19 protein-coding genes are annotated in these 22,789 nt (G+C 65.6%); 6 read left to right on the top strand and 13 right to left on the bottom strand.

From position 1 onward, the window contains the following. Nucleotides 1-7 precede the first annotated feature (7 nt). The 5 genes from FRZ44_RS21470 to FRZ44_RS21490 form a co-directional block, all read right to left on the bottom strand. The gene (locus tag FRZ44_RS21470; protein ID WP_151179101.1) at nucleotides 8-994 is read right to left on the bottom strand and encodes an NAD-dependent epimerase/dehydratase family protein; all 987 of its coding nucleotides are present in this window, start codon (nucleotides 992-994) and stop codon (nucleotides 8-10) included. Then, on the bottom strand, nucleotides 991-1,998 hold the full coding sequence (locus tag FRZ44_RS21475; RefSeq protein ID WP_151179102.1) for a ketopantoate reductase family protein: 1,008 nt from the start codon (nucleotides 1,996-1,998) through the stop codon (nucleotides 991-993). Before FRZ44_RS21475 ends, FRZ44_RS21470 begins: the two co-directional genes overlap by 4 nt. 244 nt (nucleotides 1,999-2,242) lie before the next feature. Beyond that, nucleotides 2,243-3,403 carry an MFS transporter gene (locus FRZ44_RS21480; protein WP_151179103.1) on the bottom strand — a complete coding sequence of 387 codons (1,161 nt, stop codon included), beginning with the start codon at nucleotides 3,401-3,403 and terminating at the stop codon, nucleotides 2,243-2,245. 223 nt (nucleotides 3,404-3,626) lie between these two features. Beyond that, entirely contained in the window at nucleotides 3,627-4,424 is a 798-nt protein-coding gene (locus FRZ44_RS21485; RefSeq protein ID WP_191908231.1) for an alpha/beta fold hydrolase, read from the bottom strand. Nucleotides 4,425-4,546: 122 nt separating this feature from the next. Beyond that, nucleotides 4,547-5,557, bottom strand: a complete 1,011-nt coding sequence (locus FRZ44_RS21490; protein WP_151175267.1) for an IS30 family transposase — start codon at nucleotides 5,555-5,557, stop codon at nucleotides 4,547-4,549. 327 nt (nucleotides 5,558-5,884) lie between these two features. On the opposite strand from FRZ44_RS21490, the gene FRZ44_RS21495 reads away from it, so the two are divergent. The 3 genes from FRZ44_RS21495 (at nucleotide 5,885) to FRZ44_RS21505 (ending at nucleotide 9,805) form a co-directional block, all read left to right on the top strand. Then, nucleotides 5,885-6,748, top strand: coding sequence for an alpha/beta fold hydrolase (locus FRZ44_RS21495; protein ID WP_225308384.1), 864 nt, complete (start codon nucleotides 5,885-5,887; stop codon nucleotides 6,746-6,748). A gap of 380 nt (nucleotides 6,749-7,128) precedes the next feature. Next, on the top strand, nucleotides 7,129-8,865 hold the full coding sequence (locus tag FRZ44_RS21500; RefSeq protein WP_151179105.1) for an adenylate/guanylate cyclase domain-containing protein: 1,737 nt from the start codon (nucleotides 7,129-7,131) through the stop codon (nucleotides 8,863-8,865). 112 nt (nucleotides 8,866-8,977) lie between these two features. Further along, complete coding sequence (locus FRZ44_RS21505; protein WP_151179106.1) at nucleotides 8,978-9,805, top strand: tetratricopeptide repeat protein; 828 nt, start codon at nucleotides 8,978-8,980, stop codon at nucleotides 9,803-9,805. 328 nt (nucleotides 9,806-10,133) lie between these two features. On the opposite strand, the gene FRZ44_RS21510 is transcribed toward FRZ44_RS21505, so the two are convergent. Then, nucleotides 10,134-11,054: a hydrogen peroxide-inducible genes activator gene (locus FRZ44_RS21510; protein ID WP_151179107.1), complete on the bottom strand. Its 921-nt coding sequence runs from the start codon at nucleotides 11,052-11,054 to the stop codon at nucleotides 10,134-10,136. 100 nt (nucleotides 11,055-11,154) lie between these two features. Here FRZ44_RS21510 and FRZ44_RS21515 point away from each other — a divergent pair, with 100 nt between their 5' ends. The 3 genes from FRZ44_RS21515 (at nucleotide 11,155) to FRZ44_RS21525 (ending at nucleotide 14,938) form a co-directional block, all read left to right on the top strand. Continuing rightward, complete coding sequence (locus FRZ44_RS21515) at nucleotides 11,155-11,694, top strand: peroxiredoxin (RefSeq protein WP_151179108.1); 540 nt, start codon at nucleotides 11,155-11,157, stop codon at nucleotides 11,692-11,694. Nucleotides 11,695-11,932: 238 nt separating this feature from the next. Then, nucleotides 11,933-12,481, top strand: a complete 549-nt coding sequence (locus FRZ44_RS21520; protein WP_151179109.1) for a carboxymuconolactone decarboxylase family protein — start codon at nucleotides 11,933-11,935, stop codon at nucleotides 12,479-12,481. A gap of 498 nt (nucleotides 12,482-12,979) precedes the next feature. Beyond that, the gene (locus FRZ44_RS21525; RefSeq protein ID WP_151179110.1) at nucleotides 12,980-14,938 is read left to right on the top strand and encodes a methyl-accepting chemotaxis protein; all 1,959 of its coding nucleotides are present in this window, start codon (nucleotides 12,980-12,982) and stop codon (nucleotides 14,936-14,938) included. Between the two features lie 209 nt (nucleotides 14,939-15,147). Here FRZ44_RS21525 and FRZ44_RS21530 read toward each other — a convergent pair whose 3' ends face one another. From FRZ44_RS21530 to FRZ44_RS21560, 7 genes are all read right to left on the bottom strand, one after another. After that, entirely contained in the window at nucleotides 15,148-16,218 is a 1,071-nt protein-coding gene (locus tag FRZ44_RS21530) for an ABC transporter ATP-binding protein (protein WP_151179111.1), read from the bottom strand. A gap of 33 nt (nucleotides 16,219-16,251) precedes the next feature. After that, nucleotides 16,252-16,995, bottom strand: coding sequence for an SDR family NAD(P)-dependent oxidoreductase (locus tag FRZ44_RS21535; protein ID WP_151179112.1), 744 nt, complete (start codon nucleotides 16,993-16,995; stop codon nucleotides 16,252-16,254). 32 nt (nucleotides 16,996-17,027) lie between these two features. Then, nucleotides 17,028-17,468: a VOC family protein gene (locus FRZ44_RS21540; RefSeq protein ID WP_151179113.1), complete on the bottom strand. Its 441-nt coding sequence runs from the start codon at nucleotides 17,466-17,468 to the stop codon at nucleotides 17,028-17,030. A 9-nt stretch (nucleotides 17,469-17,477) separates the two neighbouring features. Next, the gene (locus tag FRZ44_RS21545) at nucleotides 17,478-18,239 is read right to left on the bottom strand and encodes an SDR family NAD(P)-dependent oxidoreductase (protein WP_151179114.1); all 762 of its coding nucleotides are present in this window, start codon (nucleotides 18,237-18,239) and stop codon (nucleotides 17,478-17,480) included. A gap of 38 nt (nucleotides 18,240-18,277) precedes the next feature. Next, nucleotides 18,278-20,293 carry an alpha-ketoacid dehydrogenase subunit alpha/beta gene (locus FRZ44_RS21550; protein WP_225308385.1) on the bottom strand — a complete coding sequence of 672 codons (2,016 nt, stop codon included), beginning with the start codon at nucleotides 20,291-20,293 and terminating at the stop codon, nucleotides 18,278-18,280. Nucleotides 20,294-20,433: 140 nt separating this feature from the next. Then, on the bottom strand, nucleotides 20,434-21,783 hold the full coding sequence (locus FRZ44_RS21555) for an ABC transporter substrate-binding protein (RefSeq protein ID WP_191908232.1): 1,350 nt from the start codon (nucleotides 21,781-21,783) through the stop codon (nucleotides 20,434-20,436). A 55-nt stretch (nucleotides 21,784-21,838) separates the two neighbouring features. Continuing rightward, nucleotides 21,839-22,744: an SMP-30/gluconolactonase/LRE family protein gene (locus FRZ44_RS21560; RefSeq protein WP_151179116.1), complete on the bottom strand. Its 906-nt coding sequence runs from the start codon at nucleotides 22,742-22,744 to the stop codon at nucleotides 21,839-21,841. Nucleotides 22,745-22,789 lie beyond the last annotated feature (45 nt).

Consider the following 22,789-nt stretch of genomic DNA (forward strand, 5'->3'; position numbering starts at 1 on the left):
CGGCGTTTCATTGCAGCCAGCCGAGCGAGCGATACCAGGCGACCGCATCGCGCGCGGACTCCTGAACCGGGCGGGCGACGAGCCCCAGCTCGGCCAGGGTCGGTCCGGGATCGACGAACATGGAGCGACGCGTCAGGCGCACCCCTGTGACGGTCGCCAGGGGCATCTTGCCGCTGACATGCGTGGCCCATCCTTCGCTGAAGAAGGCGACCGTCATGGCAAGCGGATAGGGCACGGTCCATCGCGGCAAGGGCCGGTCCGTCAATGAACCCAGAATGCGCAACCAATCCGCCAGCTGCTGATTATGGCCGCCGAGCAGATAGCGCCGCTTCGTCTTGCCCCTTCTCATGGCCGCGATCATGCCGGTCGCGACATCGCGGGCATCGACGAGATTGAGCCGGCAGTCCAGATAGGCCGGCAGCTCGCCGCGGCAGAAGGCGATCGCCATGCGGGTCGGCGGCGTCAGCAGCCGGTCGCCCGGGCCGATGGGCAGCGTCGGACAGACGAGAACGACCGGCGCGCCCGCCGCGGCCAGCTCCCGGACCGCGCTGTCGGCACGGAACTTGCTCCGGCAATAGGGCCCGACCATGTCGCTCTCATAGAGCTCCAGCTGCTCGACCGAGCCGCGGTCGCCATGGGTCGGCGTGAGGATGCTTTCGGTGCTGGTGTGCAGCACCCGCTCCGCACCATTGTCGAGCGCGGCGCGGATGATGTTCATCGCGCCGTGAAAGTTGATGGCGTCGAATTCGCGCACGTCGCGCCGCCAGAGATTCGGATCGGCCGCGAGGTGATAGACATGGCGGCAATTGCGCGTCGCCTGGACAGCCGCCGCCTGGTCGCGAATATCGGCCCTCACCAGCTCGATGCGATCCCCGGGCAGGTGATCGACGTTCACGCCCGGCCGCTCGAGCACGCGCACCTCTTCGCCTTCGGCGAGCAGGGCCGCGACGAGATGGGAGCCGATGAAACCCGCCCCGCCTGTCACCAGGTTCATGCCGCAATCTCCTGGCTCGCGAGATCGGCCGCCATCTCGTCCAGATGGCTGCGCCGCGGCGGCGATCCTTCCTGCGTGATGCGTTTGATCATTCTGACGGCCGCGCGATTGAGCGGACAGGGAAAGTTGCCGGCGAGCCGCAGCAGGTGACCGTTATAGGCCTCGATCTCCGTCTCGCCATGGCCGACATCCGGCGCCATCGAGCAATAGGTGCCGCGCAGCGACGGGCGAAAGAACATCGCCATCAGCGCGGGCAGGACCGGGGTTCGCAGGATCCTGGACACCGTGTCCGGATGAAACGGGCCGATTTTCGCCAGCGTCAGCCCGGCGCGACGCAGAATGGCGTGGTTCTCCTGAAGCAGGCCGAAGAACAGCCGCTTGGCGAGCGCGTCGGTCAGAAGCTCGGCATTGTCGACGCCCGCGGCCGCGGCCAACGGCGAGATGGCCGCGTTGTACATCAGTTTTGTGTTCTTGAACGGCCGCACATCCTCGACCAGCTCGACCTCGAAGAGGCCGCCCACTCGCAAGGCCTCGGCCAGGCCGCGCAGTTCGTCCCGCTCCCCGGCGGTTCCCGGTCGCCGCAGGCCGATATGCAGGCTGCCGGGCCGGGTAATGCGCGTGACGGGACGTCCGCGCTCGCATTCGGAGACGAAGGACGCGATGCCTTCGCCCGCGAAGTCGTGGCTCTCGAGAACGGTGTCGTAGCCGTTCTGCACCGGAACCAGATGGCGCAGGGTGCCGAGGCGCGCGAGAACGGCGGGATTATCGTAGGTCTTGGTGCAGAGCAGAATGACGGCGTCTGCCGGCGGCTGCCACTCGGCGAAGCCGACGAACGGCAGTTTCACCGGCGCCTGACCGGCCACCAGGAGCCCCTCCGCCCGGCCGGCGGCGAGCTTCTCCGCGTGCCGTTCGACCAGCGTGACGTCCCAGCCGGCGCGAGCCAGCGACCAGGCCAGGACGGCGCCAATGCCGCCGACGCCGACGACGTGAACCTGAGGTTTCAAGAGGCCGCCTCAGACTCGGGTTCGCCGTTGAGAACCATCATTTTCGACCAACCGGTCCTCGATGCGTTGTCCGGTTGCAATGTTAGTGACGCGGTCGAGGCCGGACCAGGAGAATCGTCGCTGGCCGGGCGTCCGATCTCGACGGCGACGCCGCGGATGGCGATGGCCTTTTCTTCGCGACCCTGGGTGCGGCATGGCGCGAAAGGACAAGGCTGCCGGGCGCCAAGGCGTATCATTCGCGGCGTCACGCGGGGCGCGGCCGGCCCGACGCAACGAGATGGGCCAGCGCCAGCACCGCCACGAGCCCGCCCGCGATCCCGAGCGCCTCGAGCCCGTACCAGCCGAGGATGCGCGAGCCGACCGCCGATCCCACCGTGATGCCGATATAGATCATGGCGGCGTTGATCGAGAGGACGATGCCGACGGCCTCGGGCGCGAATTGCGCGACCCGCGCCTGCTGCGGCGCTATGAAGGCGAAGCTGAAGGCCGACCAGGTGGCGATGACGATGGCCAGCTCGAGGAAGCTCAGCGGGACGATCGAGAAGAGCGGCATGATGACGATCTGCGCGATGCAGATGAGGATCAGCGTCCGCCACGACCCGATGCGGTCGGCGAGGAATCCGCCCACCAGGTTGCCGATCACGGCGCCGACGCCGTTGAGCATGAGGAAGCCGGTGCGGATCTCGGGGTCGGGACCGACCGAGGCCTCGATCAGGGGCCCGAAGAAGGTGAAGACCATATAGAGCGCCGCGATCATGGTGGCGGTGAAGGCCGTGGCGAACATCGTGCGGCGATCGGCGAGCGCAGCGAAGATGGTGCCGAGGCCCGCCGCCTGGAAGCGGATATCGCGGGGCACGGCCAGGGCCATCACGCCGGCGCCGAGAGCCGTGAGCGCCGAGATCACCCAGAAGGTCGCTGCCCAGCCGAAATGATAGGAGACCCAGGCGCCGAAAGGCATGCCCACCACCTGCGCGATCGTGCCGCCGATGAACACCGTCGCCAGCGCCTTGCCGCGGCGCTCGGGCGCGCTGATGGCAACCGCGATGCCGGCGGCGATCGGCCCGTACATGGAACCGCCCAGCGCCACGATCACGCGCGAGGCCGCCAGCATCAGGAGACTGGCGGAGAGGGCCGACAGAACCGTGCCGAGGGCGAAGATCGAGAGCGCCGTGACGAGCACGACGCGCCGCGGCAACGTGCCGGTGAGCGCCCCCGTGATCGGCGACAGCACGGCATAGGCCAGCGCGTAGGTCGTGAGCACGATGCCGGCGTCCGCCTTCGAGACGCCCAGCCCGTCCGCGATCGGCGAGACGATCCCGACGAGCACGAAAGCGCCCATGCCGACAATGAAATTTCCGAAGGCGAGAACGGCGAGAACCGCGCCTTCGCCCGACCGGCCCGTCACCGCAACGCCCACCCGTGATGCCCCGAGGGGCTCCCAATGAACGGTTTTGGGGGGAGGGTCAATGGGGATAGGGGGAAACAGGGAAGAGAGACTCCACGGCCCCTCCCCTTGCGGGAGGGGCGGCGAGCGCAGCGAGCGGGGAGGGGAATGATAGTTGCGCGGAGCGCGCTCACCCCTCCCCCTACCCCCTCCCGCAGGGGGAGGGGGTGTGGAGATTTCGAGTTCACCCCTTCAAAAACTCGCGCACCGCGCGGTGGAAGGCGTCGGGCATTTCCCAGAAGACCATGTGGCCGGTGGGGACCTCCACATAGCGCGCGGCCTTCATCCGTTCGGCCAGGCGCCGCGACAGCTCGGGGCGCGTCAGGATGTCGAACTCGCCGGCGACGACGAGGGCGGGATGGCGGATCTCGTGGGCGCGGTCGAGCGTATGGTGGCCGCGGCAGGCGGCGGCCGCGGCGGCGAAGCCTTCGAGGGGCGGCGCCGGCGTCTCGAGGAAGGCCTTCACCGTCTCGGACTTGCGCGTCAGATAGCCGGGCGAGAAGCAGAACAGCAGCAGGCTCTCGACGATATGCTGGCTCTGGCCGCGCTGCGCCATGGCGATCCAGTGATCGAACAGCGCCGTGGCGAAGACGTCGCGCTCGGCCCAGCTGTTGGTGATCACGAGCCGCCGGATGTCGTCGGGGTGACGCAGGGCCCATTGCTGGCAGATCGCACCCCCCATCGAGGAGCCGATGGCGGTGACGGGGTCGAGCTCGAGCCGGCAGGCGAGCTCATGGGTGTCGTCGGCCATCTGTTCGATGCTGTAGGGGCCGGGCGGGGTCGCGCTCCGGCCGATGCCGCGATTGTCGAGCAGGACCACGCGGTGATCGCGCGCGAACTCCTCGACCTGCGCCGCCCAGGAGCTGCGGTCGTCCCCGAGACCGGCGACGAGGACCATCGGCGGGCCTTTCCCGTGGGTCTCATAGGCGATCTCGACCCCGGCACGGGTCCGTATCGTTCCGCTGTCGTCCGGTCCGCTCATGGCTGCCCCCTCCCCCGATGATGATGCAACGGGGAGCAGGATGCATCGACGCATTCCTCCTGTCATCTCCGCCTTGCCGTTGCCCCCGCGCCCTTCCCGTCACCCCCGCGAACGCTCTATCGTCACCCCCGCGAAAGCGGGGGGATGGATTCACACTCCAAGTGCAACACTTGGCTGCAGAAGATTTCAGCGGGGCTGTGCCAGTCAAGGCATTTGCGCGGGGTGTTGTTGTAGGCGCGGACCAGATTTGAGAGTTGGCGTGTGGTGAGGGTGTCGAGGTTGGTTTTTCTGGGGATGTTGCGGCGCAATCGCCCGATGGCGTTTTCGACGCCCCCTTTCTGCCAGGGAGCATAGGGGTCGCAGAAGAAGGTCTGGATATCGAGGCGGTGGAGCTCGTAGTGACGGGCGAACTCGGTGCCATTGTCGAAGGTGATGGTCTGGCGCAGGGATTGGGGCAGAGGCCCGAGCAAGCTGGCGATAGCGTCGGCGATCGGCTCGGCATGCTTGCCGTTGGACCGGCCGACGATGAGCAGGCGGGAGGATCGCTCATGCAAGGCGAGGAGGGCCTGGCCGTAGCGGGTGAACATCATGAGATCGGCTTCCCAGTTGCCGGCGACCGAACGGTCCCCGACGGCGGCGGGTCTTTCTGCAATGGAAACACGATCTTGGATGTGCAGGGCCGAGCTGCCGCCCTTGCGGCCGCGGCGGCCGCGTTTGCTCTTGGCGCGGGGCAGGTAATGGCGCCAGCGATAGTCCTTGTGGCGGGTGATCTGGGCCTGGATGAAGCGGTAGATGCTCTCCGGGCTGATGACGTGCCGGCCCTGCTGGCGTTCGAGCCAGCCGCAGACCTGCTCGGGCGACCAGCCTTTCTTCAGGCCGTCGAGGACTTGCCGGCGCAACTTGGCGTCACGTTCCAGACGCGAGCCTCGCCAGCGCCGGGCCCGGGTCTGCTGCTGGGCGTAGACGGCCCGATAGCCGATCTGACGGCCGGTGTTTCGCTTCAGCTCCCGAGAAATCGTCGATGCTGGGCGATCCAGAGCTGCAGCGATCTGGCGGATCGAGTGGTCTTTGGCCTGAAGGCTGGCAAGGATGGCGCGCTCTTCGGCCGAGAGCTGAGTGTATTTTGTTCCCATGGCAACACCCTAATCTGGTGTTGCACTTCGTTTGAAAATTCAGCGGGCCCAACTCTAAGTCGGGCGCGCTGGATCGACATGGGCCCCCGCTTTCGCGGGGGTGACGGGAAGGGCGCGGGGGTGACAAAGAAGGACCTTCGTGGGGGTGACGAAAAATGGCCTTCGCGGGTGTGACTAAAAATCGGAGGTAACGAAAGAAAGAAGTAGCGGCAGGGGAACGCACCCGCCGTTGACGCCCTGACGAAGCCGGGCGCACCATCCGGACGCGGCGGAACGGGCGCCGTGGCTCACATCAAGAATGCCCGTCGCAACCCGGGGGACATGGTCATGAAACGGATTCTGGCTCTGATGCTGGGCGCGGTTTTGGCGCTCGCGGCAGGCTTCGCATCGCCGGCGACGGCGATCGCGAAGACCAACCCGTGGGAGACCCTGCCGCGGCCGGCGGCGATGCCCACGCCGCTGCGCAGCGGCTATGCGCCGGTCGATGGCGTCCAGATCTATTACGCGATCTACGGTCATGGCGCACCGGTGATCCTGCTGCATGGCGGGCTCGGCAATGCCGACTACTGGGGCAACCAGGTGCGCGAGTTCGCGAAGCATTACCAGGTGATCGTGATGGACAGCCGCGGCCATGGCCGCAGCACGCGCGACGCGCAGCCCTATGGCTATCATCTCATGGCGACCGACGTGGTCCATGCGATGGATTACCTGAAGATCCCGAAGGCCTCGATCGTGGGCTGGAGCGACGGCGCCATCATCGGGCTCGACATCGCCATGACCTATCCCGACCGCCTCGACAAGCTCTTCGCCTTCGGCGCCAACGTGACCACGAGCGGCCTGCGCGAGGACATCGGCCAGAGCGCCGTCTTCAACAAATATATCGAGAATGCCGGCAAGGATTACGAGCGGCTCTCCAAGACGCCGAAGGAGTATGACAAATTCGTCGCGCAGATCAGCGAGATGTGGAACACGCAGCCCAACTACACGCCCGAGCAGCTCGCCACCATCAAGGCGCCGGTCGTGATCGCCGACGGCCAGTATGACGAGGGCATCAAGCAGAGCCACGACATCGAGATGGCGCGCGAGATCCCCGGCGCGCGGCTGCTGATCTTCCCGGGGCTCAGCCATTTCGCGATGTGGCAGGACCCGAAGACCTTCAACAAGGCGGTGCTGCAGTTTCTGGCGGAGTGAGGGGCCCCGGGCCGCAGCAGCCCCGGAAACGGCAGAACCACTGTCCGAGATCGACGAAGAGGCGTGACGCGCAGGCGCTCCTTTCCGCGGCAATCGTTCCAGACTGTACGCGCACCATCGAACTATTCATCGGTTCCGCTTCGGATCCGAAAGCGACCGCCCATCGAATCCGGCGCCGTTCCGAGATATGCCACCACAATCGGATGGCAAACGGCCTGTTGCGGTAAAGTGGCTGCCTTCAAGGTGCCGGGAGGTTGTGGACGCAACCTCGACAGGAGCGGATCCCGCTCAGAGGGAGATCATCGCCTCCCGGTGTGCTTTGCATTGAGAGTGACCGTCAACTACCATTCGTGCCGGACCACTCAGCAGGGGTGGATCACATGGAACGTAGGCTGGTTGCCATTCTTGCCGCCGACATCGAGGGCTACAGCCGCCTGATGGGCGAGGATGAGATTGGCACTCTTGGTGCCGTCCGCAACCAGCGAAAAACCCTCATCGAACCCACCGTGAATCAACATAAGGGGCACATCTTCAAAGTCATGGGAGATGGCATCCTCGCTGAATTCGGCAGCGTCATCGACGCTGTCGGCTGCGCCATCGAGCTCCAGCGGAAGGCGGCTACTTCCGACTCTCTCGGACCGCAATCGCACCTGATGAAGTTGCGGGTCGGGATAAATCTAAGCGACGTCATCGTGGAAGACGGCGATCTTTACGGCGATGGCGTCAACATTGCCGCGCGGCTCGAGCAACTGGCCGAGCCCGGCGGCATCTGCATCTCCTCCGGCGCCTTTGATCAGGTCAGCCGCAAGCTTGATCTTGCGTACGAGGACATCGGCAATCAGCAGCTGAAGAACATTGCCCAGCCGATCCACGTCTATCGGATCGACCCACGACGTGGCGGAGGGCATTCGACCGGCGTCGTGGCGAGGGCACCCAATATTCGATTCCGGAAGCCAAGCATCGCCGTGCTGCCGCTCCAGAACCTCAACCGGAGCGAAGAGCAGGAATTTCTCTGCGACGGCCTCACGCAGGACATCACCTCCGACCTGTCGCGGTTTTCCAATCTATTCGTCATTGCCGCACACTCGGCATTCACATTCAAAGGCAAATCGGTCAAGGCCGAGGAAGTGGGGCGCCAGCTCGGCGTCCAGTATCTGCTGGAAGGATCTGTATATCGTGCCGAAGGCCATATGCGAATCAACGTTCAGCTCATCGACACGAGCGACGATCGCCACATTTGGGCTCATCGGATGGATATTTCGAGTGAAGAACTGGCGCAGGCCCAGGATCACATCGTTCAGAAGATTATCGCGATGCTGGCCGTACGGCTCGATGCGGCGGAACGCGAGCGTGTGCTGGCCAAGGGCAGCGCGGTAGCGACCGCCTATGAGTGCTATCTGCGCGGCGCCAGCTGTTACTCGCATGAGTCGCTCGAACAGCTGACGGCCTGCCGGAATCTATTCGAGGAAGCGACCAGGCTGGACCCGACATTTGCGCGGGCCTGGGGTTATCTCGCCTACACCACGATGCGGGCCGTCGCTCAGGGCTGGTTCGCGGCCAGCGAGGGTGATACGGCCCTGGTGTTTGCCAAAAAGGCGGTCCAGCTGGACTCCTTCGACTACTACAACCATTGGGACCTCGCGTTCGTCTTGTGGAATCTTCGGAAAATGGATCAGGCATTGAGCGAGTATCAGAGGGCTGTCTCGCTGAACCCGAATGACGCCGATCTTCTGGCAGAATTCGCGGAAACGCTTGCTTACCGCGGCGAGCCTCTCGAGGCCATCCGCGAGCTGGAGAGAGCGAAGGAGATCAATCCGTTCTTTCCCGACTGGTATCGATGGAATCTCGGCTGGGCGCTGTACAGCGCTCATCGATACGAGAGCAGCCTTCTCGAACTTCAGCAAATGTCGGAACTCCCCAATCACGTGCGCCTGATCATGGCGGCGAATTATTTCCGGCTGGGAAAGCCGGCAATGGCTGTGCAATTCGTGGCCCAGTTCCTGCAGCATGAACCGGGCTACACGCTGGCCAAGCTCAAGAGCCGTACCGTCTTCAGGAAGGCCGAGGATGAAGAACATTGGCTCGATGCCGTGCGGGAAGCGGGGTTGCCGGAATGAGATGAAGGAAATGACGACGGGTTGGGATCTCCCTTCCGGCAGGATTTCGCCGGGAGAGGCGCTGACGGGCAGTTAATGTTGTGTCAAGCCAACAAAGCACAGGGGATTCATCATGCGAGGCACTGAGAATGCAAAAGCCTTCAGGCTCTATCTTCAAGGCGAGAATCTGTTTTCGGTGGTGCTGCAGGAGGACATGAAGCGCAGTCGTGACAAGTTTCGCCAGGCAACAGAGCTCGATCCGGAATTCGCGCGCGCGTGGGGATGGCGCTCTTATGTTCACGTCCGCAGCATCCTGCTCGAATGGCTGCCGGAGTCGGCGATGTCCGACGCGAAGGAGTGGGCCAGCACGGCGGTCAAGCTCGACCCGCTGGACTATGCGACGCACTGGGATCTGGGGTTCTATCATTTGAACGACAGGAATTTCGAGAAAGCCAAAAAGTGCTACTGCAAGGGGATCGATCTCTACGACAACCAAACCGACCGCTTGGATCGCAAGCCGGGAATTCTTGCCGAGGCCGCCGAAGGATTCCTTCATGCTGGTGATCCCGTGACAGCCATCTCCCTGTTGGAGAGGGCCATGCGCATTCCCGACTGGTATCGCTGGAACCTCGGTTGGGCCTACTACCAGGCTCAGCGATATGACGAGGCGTTGGCGATGCTGAGCAGCATGCGTTCCAAACCTGGCGATCGCGCCTATGTGCCGGAAACACAGTTGTTCCTGGCCGCGGCGTATTATCGCAAGTCGATGTCTTTCAGCGCAGAGGGCAACGCAACCCTGGCCCGGATGCATATGGAGCAGGCCCTGGACGAAATTCATCGCTTTCGAGAGCAGTATCCCGACTTCGAGTTGGGCGACGCCGTCGCCCATCGCTCGCGATTCCAGCACAAGAGCGACGAGGACCACTGGGCAGAGCCGCTAAAAATTCTCTGGGATCAGTAGAGTGCTTCGCCGAGTTCCATGGCGAAAAGTCCGGTTCTGTGGTGGATTTTCGAGTGCCCCGCACGGCTTGGAGGTCACGGCGACAATTGCCGGCTTGGAAGGCCCTTTGCCATTGGCACGAAGGAGGGCAACCGCCCCGCCTTCCGTAACCGAGAGCTGGTGGTGCTTTGTTTCCACGGCAACACCCTGATCTGGTGTTGCAGGTCGTTTGAGTCCTCACGCGCGGAATTGGGCGTGGCCTTTGTTCATGGAGGCTGGCCATAGCCTGTCTTCGTGCGCGCCGATGGCGCAACACGGGGGGTCGGCATGACAAAGCAGCAACGCCGCGCTACTTCCCCTTCCCGCCCGTCAGCGCCTGGTGCAGCAGCCCCGCCATCAGCTCGAAATCCGCCCGCCGCGCGCTGCCCTTGCGCCAGACGAGGGCCAGGTCGCGGGCCTGGGATTTGCCGGCGATGGGCCTGGTCACCACATGCGTGCCTTTGAGGATGCCGGCGTCGAGCGCGATCTTGGGCAGGAGCGTCACGCCCAGGCCGTTCTCGACCATCTGCACCAGCGTGTAGAGGCTGGTCGCCTGGAAGGTGTCGGTCTGGCCGCGGCCCGAGAGCCGGCAGGCGGCGAGCGCATGCTCGCGCAGGCAATGGCCGTCGCGCAGCAGGAGCAGCGGCTCCTCGTCGATCCGCTCCGGGTCGATCTTTTCGAGCTTCGCCAGCTTGTGGGATTCCGGCAGCGCCACGGCAAAGGCATCCTCGCCGATCGAGGCATGCTCGAAGCCCGGCGTGTCGTAGGGGAGCGCGATCAGCGCGACATCGAGCTTGCCGGCATTGAGCTGCTCGAGGAGCCGCTCGGTCAGATCCTCGGTCAGATAGAGCTTGAGGCCCGGATAGCGCCGGCGCAGCGCCGGCAGCGCGCGCGGCAGGAGGAACGGACCGATGGTCGGAATGACCCCGAGCTGGAGCGGCCCCGAGAGCGGCCCCTGGTTGGCCCGCGCGGTCTCGACCAGGTCCTCGGCCTCCTGCAAGAGCCGGGTCGCCTTGGTCACCACCGACTGGCCCAGCGGCGTGACCGTCACCCGGCGCTTGGTGCGATCGACCAGCTGGGCCCCCAGCACCTGCTCCAGTTCCTTGATGCTGGCGCTCAAGGTGGACTGGGTCACATGGCTGGCCTCGGCCGCCCGGCCGAAATGGCCATGGTCGGCCAAGGCCACCAGGTGGCGGAGCTGTCTCAGGGTCGGGAGGTTCGTGATCGCCATTTTCGATTACTCTTATCTAATTAAATCATTGGATCGAACAAGGGGTCGGGGCCATTTTCTCGATTGCGAGTTAGTCGCAATCAAAACAGGAGCCACAAGAATGCTGACCGTCGGCGATCGCTTCCCCCCATTCGACCTCAAGGCCGTGGTGACCACGGATCCCAAGACCGCCTTCACCCAGATCAACGACCAGTCCAACCAGGGCAAGTGGAAGGTCGTGTTCTTCTGGCCGAAGGACTTCACCTTCGTCTGCCCGACCGAGATTGCCGCCTTCGGCAAGATCAACGGCGATTTCAACGACCGCGACACGGTCGTCTATGGCGTCTCGACCGACAGCGAGTTCGTGCATCTAGCCTGGCGGCAGAACCATGCCGACCTGAAGGAGCTCCCCTTCCCGATGCTGGCGGACATCAAGCGCGAGCTTTCGACGGCACTCGGCGTGCTCGACAAGAAGGAAGGCGTCGCCCTGCGCGCGACCTTCATCGTCGACCCGGAGAACGTCATCCGCTTCGCCTCGGTGAACGATCTCAGCGTCGGCCGCAACCCGGCCGAGGTGCTGCGCGTCCTCGACGCCCTCCAGACCGACGAGCTCTGCCCCTGCAACTGGCAGAAGGGCGACGCGGTCCTGAAGGCCGCCTGAGCGACTGACTTGCTCACTGAATAACTGAAGGCCCGACGATTGAGAGACGGGCTCGAGAGCCTGATCGCGTCAAGCCCGAACGGCTTGATGCGCGAATCAGCCTCTCATCATCGGAATCAGAGCAAGATTCACGGTTCGGCTTGAAGAAAGCCGAACCAACCTTGCTCTGGCCCGGGCCCGTCTCTCCTTCTTCCAGCCCGCCTGCATTCACATCAAGCGCCCGCGAAGGGAAACCCTCATGTCGATCGAAAGCCTGAAGAACCGCCTGCCCGACTATGCGCGCGACCTGAAGCTCAATCTCTCGAGCCTCGCGAGCGAGGTCGGCCTGACCGAGCAGCAGCGCGCCGGGACCTTCGTCGCGTCGGCCTTGGCCTCGCGCAATGCCGAGGTCAGCGAAGCGATCCTCGCCGAGTTCGGCCCCAGGCTCTCGCCCGAGGCGCTCGCCGCCGCCAAATCCGCCGCGGCGATCATGGCGATGAACAACATCTATTACCGCTTCGTGCATCTGGCCTCCGCGCCCGACTACAAGACGCTGCCGGCGAAGCTGCGGATGAACGTGATCGCGAAGCCCGGCGTCGAGAAGGCCGATTTCGAGCTCTGGTCGCTCGCGGTCTCGGCCGTCAATGGCTGCGGCATGTGCATCGACGCGCATGAGCGCGAGCTGCGCAAGGGCGGCCTGAGCGCCGAGCAGATCCAGGCCGCGGTGCGGATCGCGGCGGTCGTCCATGCGGTGGCCGCGACGATCGAGGCGGAACAGATCGCCGGCACGACGGCGGCCGCTGCCTGACATCGACGATGTCATTGCCGACGGCGCCGGCCCCGCCGACGGTCATGGACCTGAGGGCCGACGCCTCGCGAACACATCGATGTGATCGCTACGCTCTACTCACAAGCTTCGATCGAGCTTGTCGCTGACTTGATATTCCCGACGGCGCCGGCCCCGCCGACGGTCATGGACCTGAGGGCCGACGCCTCGCGAACCCCGATCTTCTTCCCCCAGGAAGGTCGGGGTTTGTCGTTTGAGGCTCTTTTCTTCTCCCCTCCCCCAAAAGTTGGCGGAGGGGAAGGAAAGGCCAGATCCAACGATCCGCGGCGCTTACATCCTTCGATCTATGCGACGCCGCCGCCGTCAAAACCGGTTCACGGAGATTCCCTTAACGTCCGTCGAAATCGACGCGCCCTCATCATTTCGGGGGAGGGAATTCACGGTTTGGCAAGGGCTCTGACCCAATCCTCCTGCAGCAAATCCCCTCCGCCGCATGCGCTCGCTCCGAGGTTTGGAATCATGAAGAAGTTCACGATCGCCCACAAGCTGGGCCTGGCCTCGCTCCTGTTCCTCGTGCCGGTCGCCTATATGGTGTGGGCGCTGGTGGCCTCGCAGAACATCGCGATCGATTTCGGCGACAAGGAGAACGCCGGCAATTTCTATCTGCGCGGGCTGACCAAGCTGCAGATGGAAGTCGCGCGGTCGATCGTGTCGGGCGCACCCGTCGACGGCAAGGCGGCCGCGCAGGAGATCCGCGCGCTCGAGACGAGCCATGGCGAAGGGATGGAGAGCGCCGAGCTGGCCGAGGCCGCGGCGACCAGCCTCGCCGATCTCGATGGCGGCCTCGCGGCGGAGAAGCTCGAGGCCGCCCGTGCCGCTTTGCGCGCGGTGATCTACCGCATCGGCGACAAGTCGAACCTGATTCTCGATCCCGATCTCGACAGCTACTACGTGATGGACCTGGTGCTGATCAAGCTGCCGGACATCCTCGACCGCACCGCCGGCATGATCAATCTCGGCCGCGCCGACTGGAAGGACGGCGCCATCGGCGGCGACGAGCAGGTCGATTTCTTCGTGGCGCTGGGCGGCCTGACCTCGCTGCTCGAGGGCGCCGACGCCTCGGTGGGCTCGGGCTATAGCGGCAATGCCGATGGCAGCCTCAAGGCCAATCTCGACGGCAGCTATCAAACCTTCAAGACCACGCTCGCCGGCTTCGCCGAGAATGTCGCCAAGGGCACGACCTCCGACGCCGACGCCGCCAAGACCTTCACCGCCATCGACGGTTTCTACAAGGTGGCCTCCAGCGAGATGCAGCGGCTGCTCGAGCGGCGCGTGGCCGCGTTCGAATGGGACCAGCTCCTATCGTTCATCATCACCGGCGTCCTTTTCCTCGCCGCGATCGGCGTGGTGCTGGCGATGATCCGCGTCAGCGTGATCCGTCCCTTGCGCAAGATGACCGGCTCGATGCAGCAGCTCGCCAGCGGGAACCTCGAGGTCGCGATCGATCGCGCCAAGAATGCCGACGAGGTCGGCGAGATGGCGCAGGCCCTGCTGGTGTTCCGCGAGAACGCCGTCAAGGCGAAGGCCCTCGAGGCCGAGCAGCTCGCCGAAAGCGAGCGCCGCCTGCAGCGCCATGAAGCGCTGGAGGCGATGGCCAAGGCCTTCGACGCCGCGGTCAGCGGACGGCTGGACGCGGTGTCCCAGGCGGTGAAGCAGCTGGGATCGACCGCCTCGACCTTGTCGCATCAGGCCGACGAGACCAACGCCCAGGCGAGCGAGGTCGCCCAGAGTGCCGCGACCGCCACCGAGAACTCGCAGACCGTCGCCGCCGCGACAGTGGAGCTGGCGGCCTCGAGCCGCGAGATCGCGAGCCAGACCGACCAGACCACCGCGACCGCCGAACGCGCCGTCTCCGAGGCCGATCAGGCCACGAAGATCGTCGAGGAGCTTTCCAAGGTCTCGCGCGATGTCGGCGGCGTGATCCAGTTCATCACCGAGATCGCCAGCCAGACCAACCTGCTGGCGCTCAATGCGACGATCGAGGCGGCGCGCGCCGGCGAAGCCGGCAAGGGTTTCGCCGTGGTGGCGAACGAGGTCAAGCAGCTCGCCGGCCAGACCGCCAAGGCGACCGACGAGATCGGCGCCAAGCTCCAGGCGGTCGATGCCGCGACCCGCGAAGCGACCGGCGTGATGCAGCGCCTCGCCAGCATCATCGCCGAGATCAATACCAGCGCCGGCGTGATCGCCGAGGCGGTGCAGCAGCAGGGCAGCGCCACCGCCGAGATCAGCCAGAACGTCCAGCAGGCCGCGAGCCGCACCGGCCAGGTGTCGGCCAGCATGGGCCAGGTGACCAAGAGCGCCGAGGTGACCAAGTCGGCCTCGACCGCGCTCCTCGGTTCATCGAGCGCGCTGAGCCGCCAGGCCACCGACCTCAAGACCGAGATCGACAGCTTCCTGGCGCAGATCAAGGCGGCATAAGGGCCGCGGAGGCTTCTTATCTCCTCCCCCAGGCGGGCTTCGCCCGCGACTCTTAGGAGTCTGCCGGCGGAGCCGGCGGGAGGGGGAGGATTAAGGAGGGGGGTTTTCTTGAAGCATCGAGTTGCCGGCTCACCCCCCTTCCTAACCTTCCCCCTCAAGGGGGGAAGGGATAAGACCGAAGGGCGTCGAACTGAGCTGCTTTCGCTGCCCTACCCGATCCGCTTCCCCGTCTCCGCGTCGAACAGATGCACATGGTCGAGCTGCGGGTAGAGCGCGAGGGTCGAGCCCGGGGCCGGGTTGCGGCGTTCGGCGATGACGGCGCTGATGGGCGTGTTCGCGACCCGGGCCGAGACATAGGTGCTGGCGCCGGTCGGCTCCACCACCTCGACGATCGCCGGCAGGCCAGCACCGGCGCCGGTCAGCGTCAGATGCTCGGGCCTGATGCCGTAGCTCAGCGCCCGGCCGTCCGCGGCCTCGGGGCGGCGCGCGAGCGGAAGCCTGACGCCGTCGCTCTCGACATAGGCGGCACCGCCCTCGCTCGCCAGGCGCCCGGTCAGGAAGTTCATCGCCGGCGAGCCGATGAAACCTGCCACGAAGCGGTTGACGGGCCGGTCATAGAGCTCGAGCGGCCGCCCCACCTGCTCCACATGGCCGCCATTCAGCACGACGATGCGGTCGGCCATGGTCATGGCCTCGAGCTGGTCGTGGGTCACATAGATCGCGGTGATGCCGAGGCGCTGATGGAGCGCCTTGATCTCGCCACGCATCGAGACGCGGAGCTGCGCGTCGAGATTGCTCAAGGGCTCGTCGAACAGGAACACCTGGGGCTGGCGCACGATGGCGCGCCCCATGGCGACGCGCTGGCGCTGCCCGCCCGATAATTGCCGGGGATGGCGGTCGAGGAGCGCCTGCAGCCCCAGGATCTCGGCCGCGCGTCCCACGCCCTTCTCGATCTCCGCCTTGCCGGCGCCGCGCAGCTTGAGGCTGAACCCCATGTTCTCGCGCACCGTCATATGCGGATAGAGCGCGTAGTTCTGGAACACCATGGCGATGTCACGCTGCTTGGGCGGCACCTTGTTGACGACCCGGCCGCCCACCGCGATCGTGCCCTCGCTGATCTCCTCGAGCCCGGCCACCATCCGCAGCAGGCTCGACTTGCCGCAGCCGGAAGGTCCCACCAGCACGACGAACTCGCCATCGGGAATGGCGATGTCGATGCCCTGCAGCACCTTCTGGGTGCCGTAGCTCTTGCCGACGCCCACGATATCGACGCTTGCCATGGCGTTCAGGCTCCCGCGCGCCGGCCGGACGCGCTACGCCCCGACATAGCCGCCGCCATTCACATGGATGGTGGTGCCGGTGATGTAGCTGGCGGCGTCGCTGCAGAGGAAGGCCACGGCCTGCGCGACATCCTTGGGCTCGCCCAGGCGGCGCATCGGGATGGTGTCGATATAGGCGGGCCCATGCTGCTCCAGCCAGCGCGCCACCATCGGCGTGTTGATGGTGCCCGGCGAGACCGCATTGACGCGGATACGCGGCGCCAGCTCGCGGGCGATGGTCTTGGTGAAGGCGAGGACACCGGCCTTGGTGGCGCCATAGTGCGAATGCATCGGGCTGCCGCCAGTGTGCGCGGCCTCGGAGGCCAGATTGACGATTGCGCCCCCCTGTTTCATCGCCGGCACCGCCCGGCGACAGGCATAGAAGACGCTGTCGAGATTGGCCGTCATGGTGCGGCGCCATTGCTCGTCGGTCATGGTCTCGAAGGGATGATCCTCGAAGATCGCGGCCGCGGTGACGAGATAATCGAGCCGGCCGAAACGGCGGCTGCAAAGCTCGACCGCGCGCTCCACATCGGCGCTGTTGCCGGCATCGAGCCGGACGGCCGCGGTGTGGGCGCCCGCAGGATCGATCGAGCGCGCAAAGTCCGCCGTCCCGGCCTCGTTGATGTCCGCCAGGACGACCCTGGCGCCAGCCGCCATGAACTCCCGCGCGATCCCCCGGCCGATGCCGCCATTGGCGCCGGTCAGCAGCAGAACCCGCTGCGAAAAATCGAACACGCCCTCTTCTCCCTCTGCGCCCGACCCCAGACTCAGGCCGGCTTCATCTCGAGCAGCTCGATGATGATCCCGTTGGGATCGCGAATATAGGCCGCGTAGCAGCCGCTCACCGGACCGGTGCTCACATCGGCGATCTTGCCCTGCGGCGTGGCGCCCGCCGCCATCAATTCGTCCCAGGTCTTCCTGATATCGTCGGTCTCGAGGCAGACATGGGCGGCCGCGGTCTGGGCCGGCTGCGGCGGCGCGCCCTTGATGGCGCCGTCGAGATACTGGATGAACTCGATATGGTGCCCATGGCCATAGAGATGGGCCACCATGAGCGAGGCGCCGGGGATACCCGTCACCTCCTCCTGCCAGACGCCCTGGCGCGGCGAGACCGAGGCGGCCTTGAAGCCCAGCAGCCGGGTCCAGAACTCCACCGACTTGTCGATGTCCGTGACGGTGAAGCTGGTGTGATTGAATCCGGTGATCATCGCGCGCTCCTACACATAGCCGTAAGCGTTCCAGCCGCCATTCACTTCCAGGGTGTGGCCCGTGACATAGCTCGCCTTCTCCGGCGCCAGCAGAAAGGCGATGCCCTCGGCCGCTTCCTGCTCGGTGCCGAACCGCCCCATCGGTGTGCGGCGGTTGATGGCCTCGGTCGAGAAGCTCCCCGCGGCAATAAGGGCCGCCGTCGGTTCGTTCATGATATAGCCCGGTGCGATCGCATTGACGCGGATGCCGCGCTCGGCCCATTCGATCGCCTGCATCTTCGTCAGGCTGATCAGGGCGCTCTTCGAGACGCAATAGGGCCCGCGCGTCGGCGCCGAGATCTGGCCCATCACCGAGGCCACATTCACGATGGCGCTGCCCCGCTCCATGCGGCGCACGGCAGCATTCGAGATCTCCAGCGGCGCCCAGAGATTGATGTCGAAGATGCGCTTCCAGCGCTCCAGGGTCAGATCCAGCAGCGGCGCATGTTCCCAGGCGCCGGCATTGTTGACGAGATCGTCGATGCCGCCCCAATCCGCGACCATGCCGTCGAGGACGCGCTCGATCGCGGCGGGATTTGTGACGTCGCCCTGATAGGCCCGCGCCAGTGCGCCGATCGCCTTCGCGGTACGCTCCGCCACCGCCCCATCCCGATCGAGCAGCGCCACGCGCCAGCCGCGCTCGACCAGGAGGCGGGCCGTGGCGGCGCCGATGCCGGCGCCGCCGCCGGTGATCAAGGCGCGTCGTCCGGCCGAGGAAGGCGCTGTCGACATGAACGGGATCTCCTTGTTGTTCCGGGGTGCCTTGGCGTCTAGCGCGACGCGCCGGCGAGTTCTCTTGCCGCCGCCAGGATCGCCGGGGCCTTGGGCAGGAGGGCCGCCTGCAGCAGCGGCGAGGCCGGGATCCGGCTGTCGGGCGTTCCCAGGCGGCGCACCGTGGCGCCACGATAGGATTCGGAAATGCGCGCCGCAATCTCCGCGCCGACGCCGCCGGTCCGGTTGGCCTCATGCACGATCAGCACGCGGCCCTTGCACTGGCCCACGACCGCGGCGATCGCCGCCTCGTCCAGCGGCGAGAGCCAGCGCAGGTCGAGCAGCGCCGCCTTGATGCCGGCGGCCGAGAGCTGGTCGGCAGCCTCGAGCGCCTCGGGCACGGATGTGCCCCAGGCAATAATGGCGAGATCGCCGCCCTCGCGCAGGAGCTTGGCCTTCCCCATCGGGTCCGGCGTGCGGTCGAAATCGACGGCCTCGCGCCGCTGATAGAGCGCGCGGGCCTCGATCAGCATGACCGGATCGGACGCGGTGGCCGCGACCCGCAGCATGTCATAGGCATCCTGGGGTGTGGCCGGCAGGCCCAGCCGGATGCCGGGAATATGGAACAGCAGCGCTTCCAGCGATTGCGAATGCTGCGAGCAGGAACCCGGTGTCGCCCCCTGCTGGGTGCGGATCACCATCGGCACGCTGGCGCGGCCTTGCGTGACATAGCGGATGTTGGCCGCCTGGTTGATGATCTGGTCGAGGGCCACCAGCAGGAAATCGCCCCACATGATCTCGACGATCGGCCGCATCCCCGACATGGCGGCGCCCACGGCCGATCCCAGGATCGCGGCCTCGGCGATGGGCGTGTCGAAGACCCGGGCCGCGCCGAACTCGCGCTGCAGATTGCGCGAGGCGCCGAAGATCCCGCCGGCCTTGCCCACATCCTCGCCATAGACGAGGCTCGTCTTGTCGTCGGCCAGGATGCGCCGCAGCGCCTCGTTGACCGCGCCGATATAGTTGATCTCGACGGGCGCGCTCGATGTGGCGCTTACAGCCGGCTTCGCAGCGGATGGTGCTGCCATGACATGATGACGGGCCGAGGCCGGATCGGGCATCGGCCCCTTCAGTACGGCCGCTTCGATTCCGGCCATCCGGCGATCGGTCTCCGCGCGGGCCGCGGCCAATGCCGCTTCGTCGGCAACCTCGGACTGGAGCAGGCGCTGGGCCAGCAGCAGGATCGGGTCATTGGCGGTCGCGGCGGCGCGATCCTCCTTCGGCCGGTAATGCTCGATGTCGCGGTTATAGTGGCCCCAAAGCCGCGAGACGCGGCATTCGACGAAGCTGGGACCGCCGCCGCTGCGCGCGCGCTCGGCCGCCTGGGCGATCGTATCGCGCACGGCGATCGGATCGGCGCCGTCGATGGTAACACCCGGCATGCCATAGCCATTGGCGCGCTTGGCGAGCCGGTCGATCCTGATGATCGCCGAGCTCTCGGTCATCTCGGACCAGCCATTGTTCTCGCAGAGGAAGATCACCGGCAGATCGTAGGCCGCCGCGAAGACCAGGCTCTCATGCAGCGCGCCCTGGCTGGTGGCGCCGTCGCCGAAGGAGACGATGACAGCGCCTCCGGTTTTCCGGGCCTGCAGGGCGAGTGCCACGCCGCAGGCAATCGGTCCGCCGGCGCCGACGATCGAGTTCTCGCCGATGAAGCCGGCCCAGGGCGCGGTGATCAGGGCCGAGCCGGCCCGCCCGCCATTGACGCCATCGGCGCGGTGGCAGACCTCGGCGAACACCTCTTGTGCGTCGAGCTTTCCGGTCAGCGCCCAGCCATGGCCGCGATAGGTGGCGACGATCTGGTCCTCGGGGCGCAGCGCCGCCATGGCGCCGGTCGGCACCGCTTCCTGCCCGGCGCAGAGATGGATCGAGCCGGCGACGACCGGCGGCGTGGCGGTGCTGAGATCGAGGCAGCGCTGCTCGAAGGCGCGCAGGAACAGCATCTGCCGATAGGCCGCCATGGCGAACCCCGCATCCTCCGGCTTGATCGGCTTGGGGGCGTTGGCGAGCGTCATGGCGTGATTCATCCTTTGTCTCTTGGCGTGATGGGGCGGCTGGGGGTGTTTCGCGAGAGGCGGCCGCGTCCGTCAGCCGACCTTCCGCCGCCGGCTTTCGCCGGGGCGGAAGGTCTGGTCCTTATGGGCAGCGCTTTCGACTATTGGCCGAAAGAGTCGGCCCAGGTCTTGTAGTTCGCGATCTCGTCGGCATGCAGGCTGCGCCATTTGGTGATGACGTCCTGATAAGTGGCCGCCGCCTGGTCGACCGTCATGTCGCCGCCGAGGATGCCCTGGAACACGACGAAGTTACCGTTCACGTCCATGTCGGTCGGGTAGAAATTGGCGCGGTAGAAGCTGACGCCGGGCTTGGTCCATTCCATCAGCTGCTTGTCGGTCGGCCGCGTGATCTGCGAAGTATCCCAACGGGAATCGTTCGGCAGGTCGCCGACATTCCCATAGAGCGCCTTCATCCGGTCCTGGGTGTGGAGGAACGCCAGGAAGTTGCCGGCCAGCGCCTTGTTCTGGGCGAAGCTGGTGACCTGGAAGCCAGGCGTGTCCATATAGAGCAACCCGGCCTCTTTGCCCGTCCCGAACACCGGCACCTTCATGATGCCGACCTCGGCGCCGCCCTTCTCCATCTCGACGATCATCTGCTGGAATCCGGGCGCCGCGAAGATCATCGCCGCCTGGCCCTGCTGGAAGCGTCCCAGCCCGTCGCCGAAATTGATCGAGTTGGTGTCGTTGTTGAAATAGGGCTTCAGCTCATGGACCTTTTCGATCCATGACTTCCACTTGGCATCGGTGAAGTCGCCGCCGATCGTCATCTGCAGCAGCTCCGGCACGGTATAGACCTGCGCCTGGAACGCGGCCGCCAGCATCTCGCCGCCGAAGCCGTCCTTGAGGCCGACGACGAGCGGATCGATGCCGGCCTTCTTCAGGTTGTCGGCGGCGGCGATGAATTCCGCCCAGCTCTGCGGCGGCTTCGCCGGGTCGAGGCCGGCCTTGGCGAAGAGCGTCTTGTTGTAGATGACCGGATAGATGCGGGCATCGACCGGATAGAGCCAGGTCTTGCCGTTCCACCGGGTCGAGGCCACGGTCGGCACGGCCTTGATGTCTTCCGCGCTCAGGGCCTCTTCGTTGGGAACGGTGCAGCCGCCCCAGACCTGCTCCAGCGACCAGATGCCGCCCCAATTGTACCAGAGATCGGGGCCCGTTCCGCCCTTGCAGGCCGTGCCCTGGATCGTGGTGTAGGTGTCGGTCGACTGCAGCACCGCATTGACGGTGATGTTGGGATACTTCTTCTGATAGAGCGCGATCGATTCCTTCATCCAGTCCTCGATGCCCGGAACCTCCTGGTTGCCGAGCCACCAGAGGGTCAGCGTCGCCTTGCCGGCGCCCGCCGGATCGTAGGCGCTTCCCAAGCCATCCGCGGACGCGCTGCCGGCGCCCAGCGCGCTCAGCAGGGCGGCCGCCAATCCGACGCGCTTCAATCGGTCGAGCATTCTCATGATGACGTCTCCCATGGGTTGTTTTTATTGGGCAGAAGGCGATGGCGGTGCCGGCTCAAGCGTTGAGGCAGCCCGTGCGGTTGACATAGATCGCCCAGAGCGAGTTCGGGCCTGTCATGAAGAGGCGGCTCCGGCGCGGGCCGCCGAAGGTGAGATTGGTGATGTACTCCGGAACCTTGATGCGGCCGAGCAGGGTGCCGCCCGGAGAGAACAGCTGCACGCCGTCGCCGGCACTGGTCCAGATATAGCCCTCGGTGTCGAGGCGGAAGCCGTCCGAGCAGCCGGGATTGACCTCGGCGAAGACACGGCTGCGCGTGGGCTTGGTCTCGCTCGCCATGTCATAGGCGCGGATGTTGTGCGGCCCGCCCGCACGCTCGGTGAAGCCGGTGTCGGAGACATAGAGGATCTTCTCGTCGGGGCTGAATGCGAGACCGTTCGGGAACTCGCAATCCTCGACCACCAGCGTGACCTCGCCATTGTGCGGATCCACGCGATAGACGTAGTTGCCGGGCTGCTCCTGCGGTGCCTTGATGCCTTCCCAGTCGTTCATGATCCCGTAGGCGGGATCGGTGAACCAGATCGAGTTGTCCGACTTCACGACGATGTCGTTGGGCGAGTTCAGCTTGTTGCCGCGATAGGAATCGGCGATGACGGTGATCGAGCCGTCATGCTCGGTGCGGGTCACGCGCCGGCCGCTATGCTCGCAGCTCAGGAGCCGGCCCTGGCGGTCGCGCGTATTGCCGTTGGTGTGGTTGCTGGGGCTGCGAAAGACCGAAACATGGCCGTCGATGTAGCGCAGCAGCCGGTTGCCGGGGATGTCGCTCCAGATGAACATGTTGGCATCGCCGAACCAGACCGGACCTTCACCGAACTGGGTGCCGGTGTAGAGCTTCTCGAGCGCCGGCCCGAGCAGGATGCAGCGGCGGAACTCTTCCTCGTGAATCTCGAAAAGCTCGTCCATAGGTCCCCCTGTTGCGAGATCGGTTATCCCGATATCATCATATAG

It is taken from the genome of Hypericibacter terrae, from assembly GCF_008728855.1.
Taxonomy (GTDB): Bacteria; Pseudomonadota; Alphaproteobacteria; order Dongiales; family Dongiaceae; genus Hypericibacter; species Hypericibacter terrae.

Coding starts and splice junctions, on each gene's coding strand:
- FRZ44_RS21470 (WP_151179101.1), bottom strand. CDS start 994: ATGAACCTGGTGACAGGCGGGGCGGGTTTCATCGGCTCCCATCTCGTC.
- FRZ44_RS21485 (WP_191908231.1), bottom strand. CDS start 4,424: ATGAGCGGACCGGACGACAGCGGAACGATACGGACCCGTGCCGGGGTC.
- FRZ44_RS21490 (WP_151175267.1), bottom strand. CDS start 5,557: ATGGGAACAAAATACACTCAGCTCTCGGCCGAAGAGCGCGCCATCCTT.
- FRZ44_RS21495 (WP_225308384.1), top strand. CDS start 5,885: ATGAAACGGATTCTGGCTCTGATGCTGGGCGCGGTTTTGGCGCTCGCG.
- FRZ44_RS21500 (WP_151179105.1), top strand. CDS start 7,129: ATGGAACGTAGGCTGGTTGCCATTCTTGCCGCCGACATCGAGGGCTAC.
- FRZ44_RS21505 (WP_151179106.1), top strand. CDS start 8,978: ATGCGAGGCACTGAGAATGCAAAAGCCTTCAGGCTCTATCTTCAAGGC.
- FRZ44_RS21510 (WP_151179107.1), bottom strand. CDS start 11,054: ATGGCGATCACGAACCTCCCGACCCTGAGACAGCTCCGCCACCTGGTG.
- FRZ44_RS21515 (WP_151179108.1), top strand. CDS start 11,155: ATGCTGACCGTCGGCGATCGCTTCCCCCCATTCGACCTCAAGGCCGTG.
- FRZ44_RS21520 (WP_151179109.1), top strand. CDS start 11,933: ATGTCGATCGAAAGCCTGAAGAACCGCCTGCCCGACTATGCGCGCGAC.
- FRZ44_RS21525 (WP_151179110.1), top strand. CDS start 12,980: ATGAAGAAGTTCACGATCGCCCACAAGCTGGGCCTGGCCTCGCTCCTG.
- FRZ44_RS21530 (WP_151179111.1), bottom strand. CDS start 16,218: ATGGCAAGCGTCGATATCGTGGGCGTCGGCAAGAGCTACGGCACCCAG.
- FRZ44_RS21540 (WP_151179113.1), bottom strand. CDS start 17,468: ATGATCACCGGATTCAATCACACCAGCTTCACCGTCACGGACATCGAC.
- FRZ44_RS21545 (WP_151179114.1), bottom strand. CDS start 18,239: ATGTCGACAGCGCCTTCCTCGGCCGGACGACGCGCCTTGATCACCGGC.
- FRZ44_RS21550 (WP_225308385.1), bottom strand. CDS start 20,293: ATGACGCTCGCCAACGCCCCCAAGCCGATCAAGCCGGAGGATGCGGGG.
- FRZ44_RS21555 (WP_191908232.1), bottom strand. CDS start 21,783: ATGAGAATGCTCGACCGATTGAAGCGCGTCGGATTGGCGGCCGCCCTG.
- FRZ44_RS21560 (WP_151179116.1), bottom strand. CDS start 22,744: ATGGACGAGCTTTTCGAGATTCACGAGGAAGAGTTCCGCCGCTGCATC.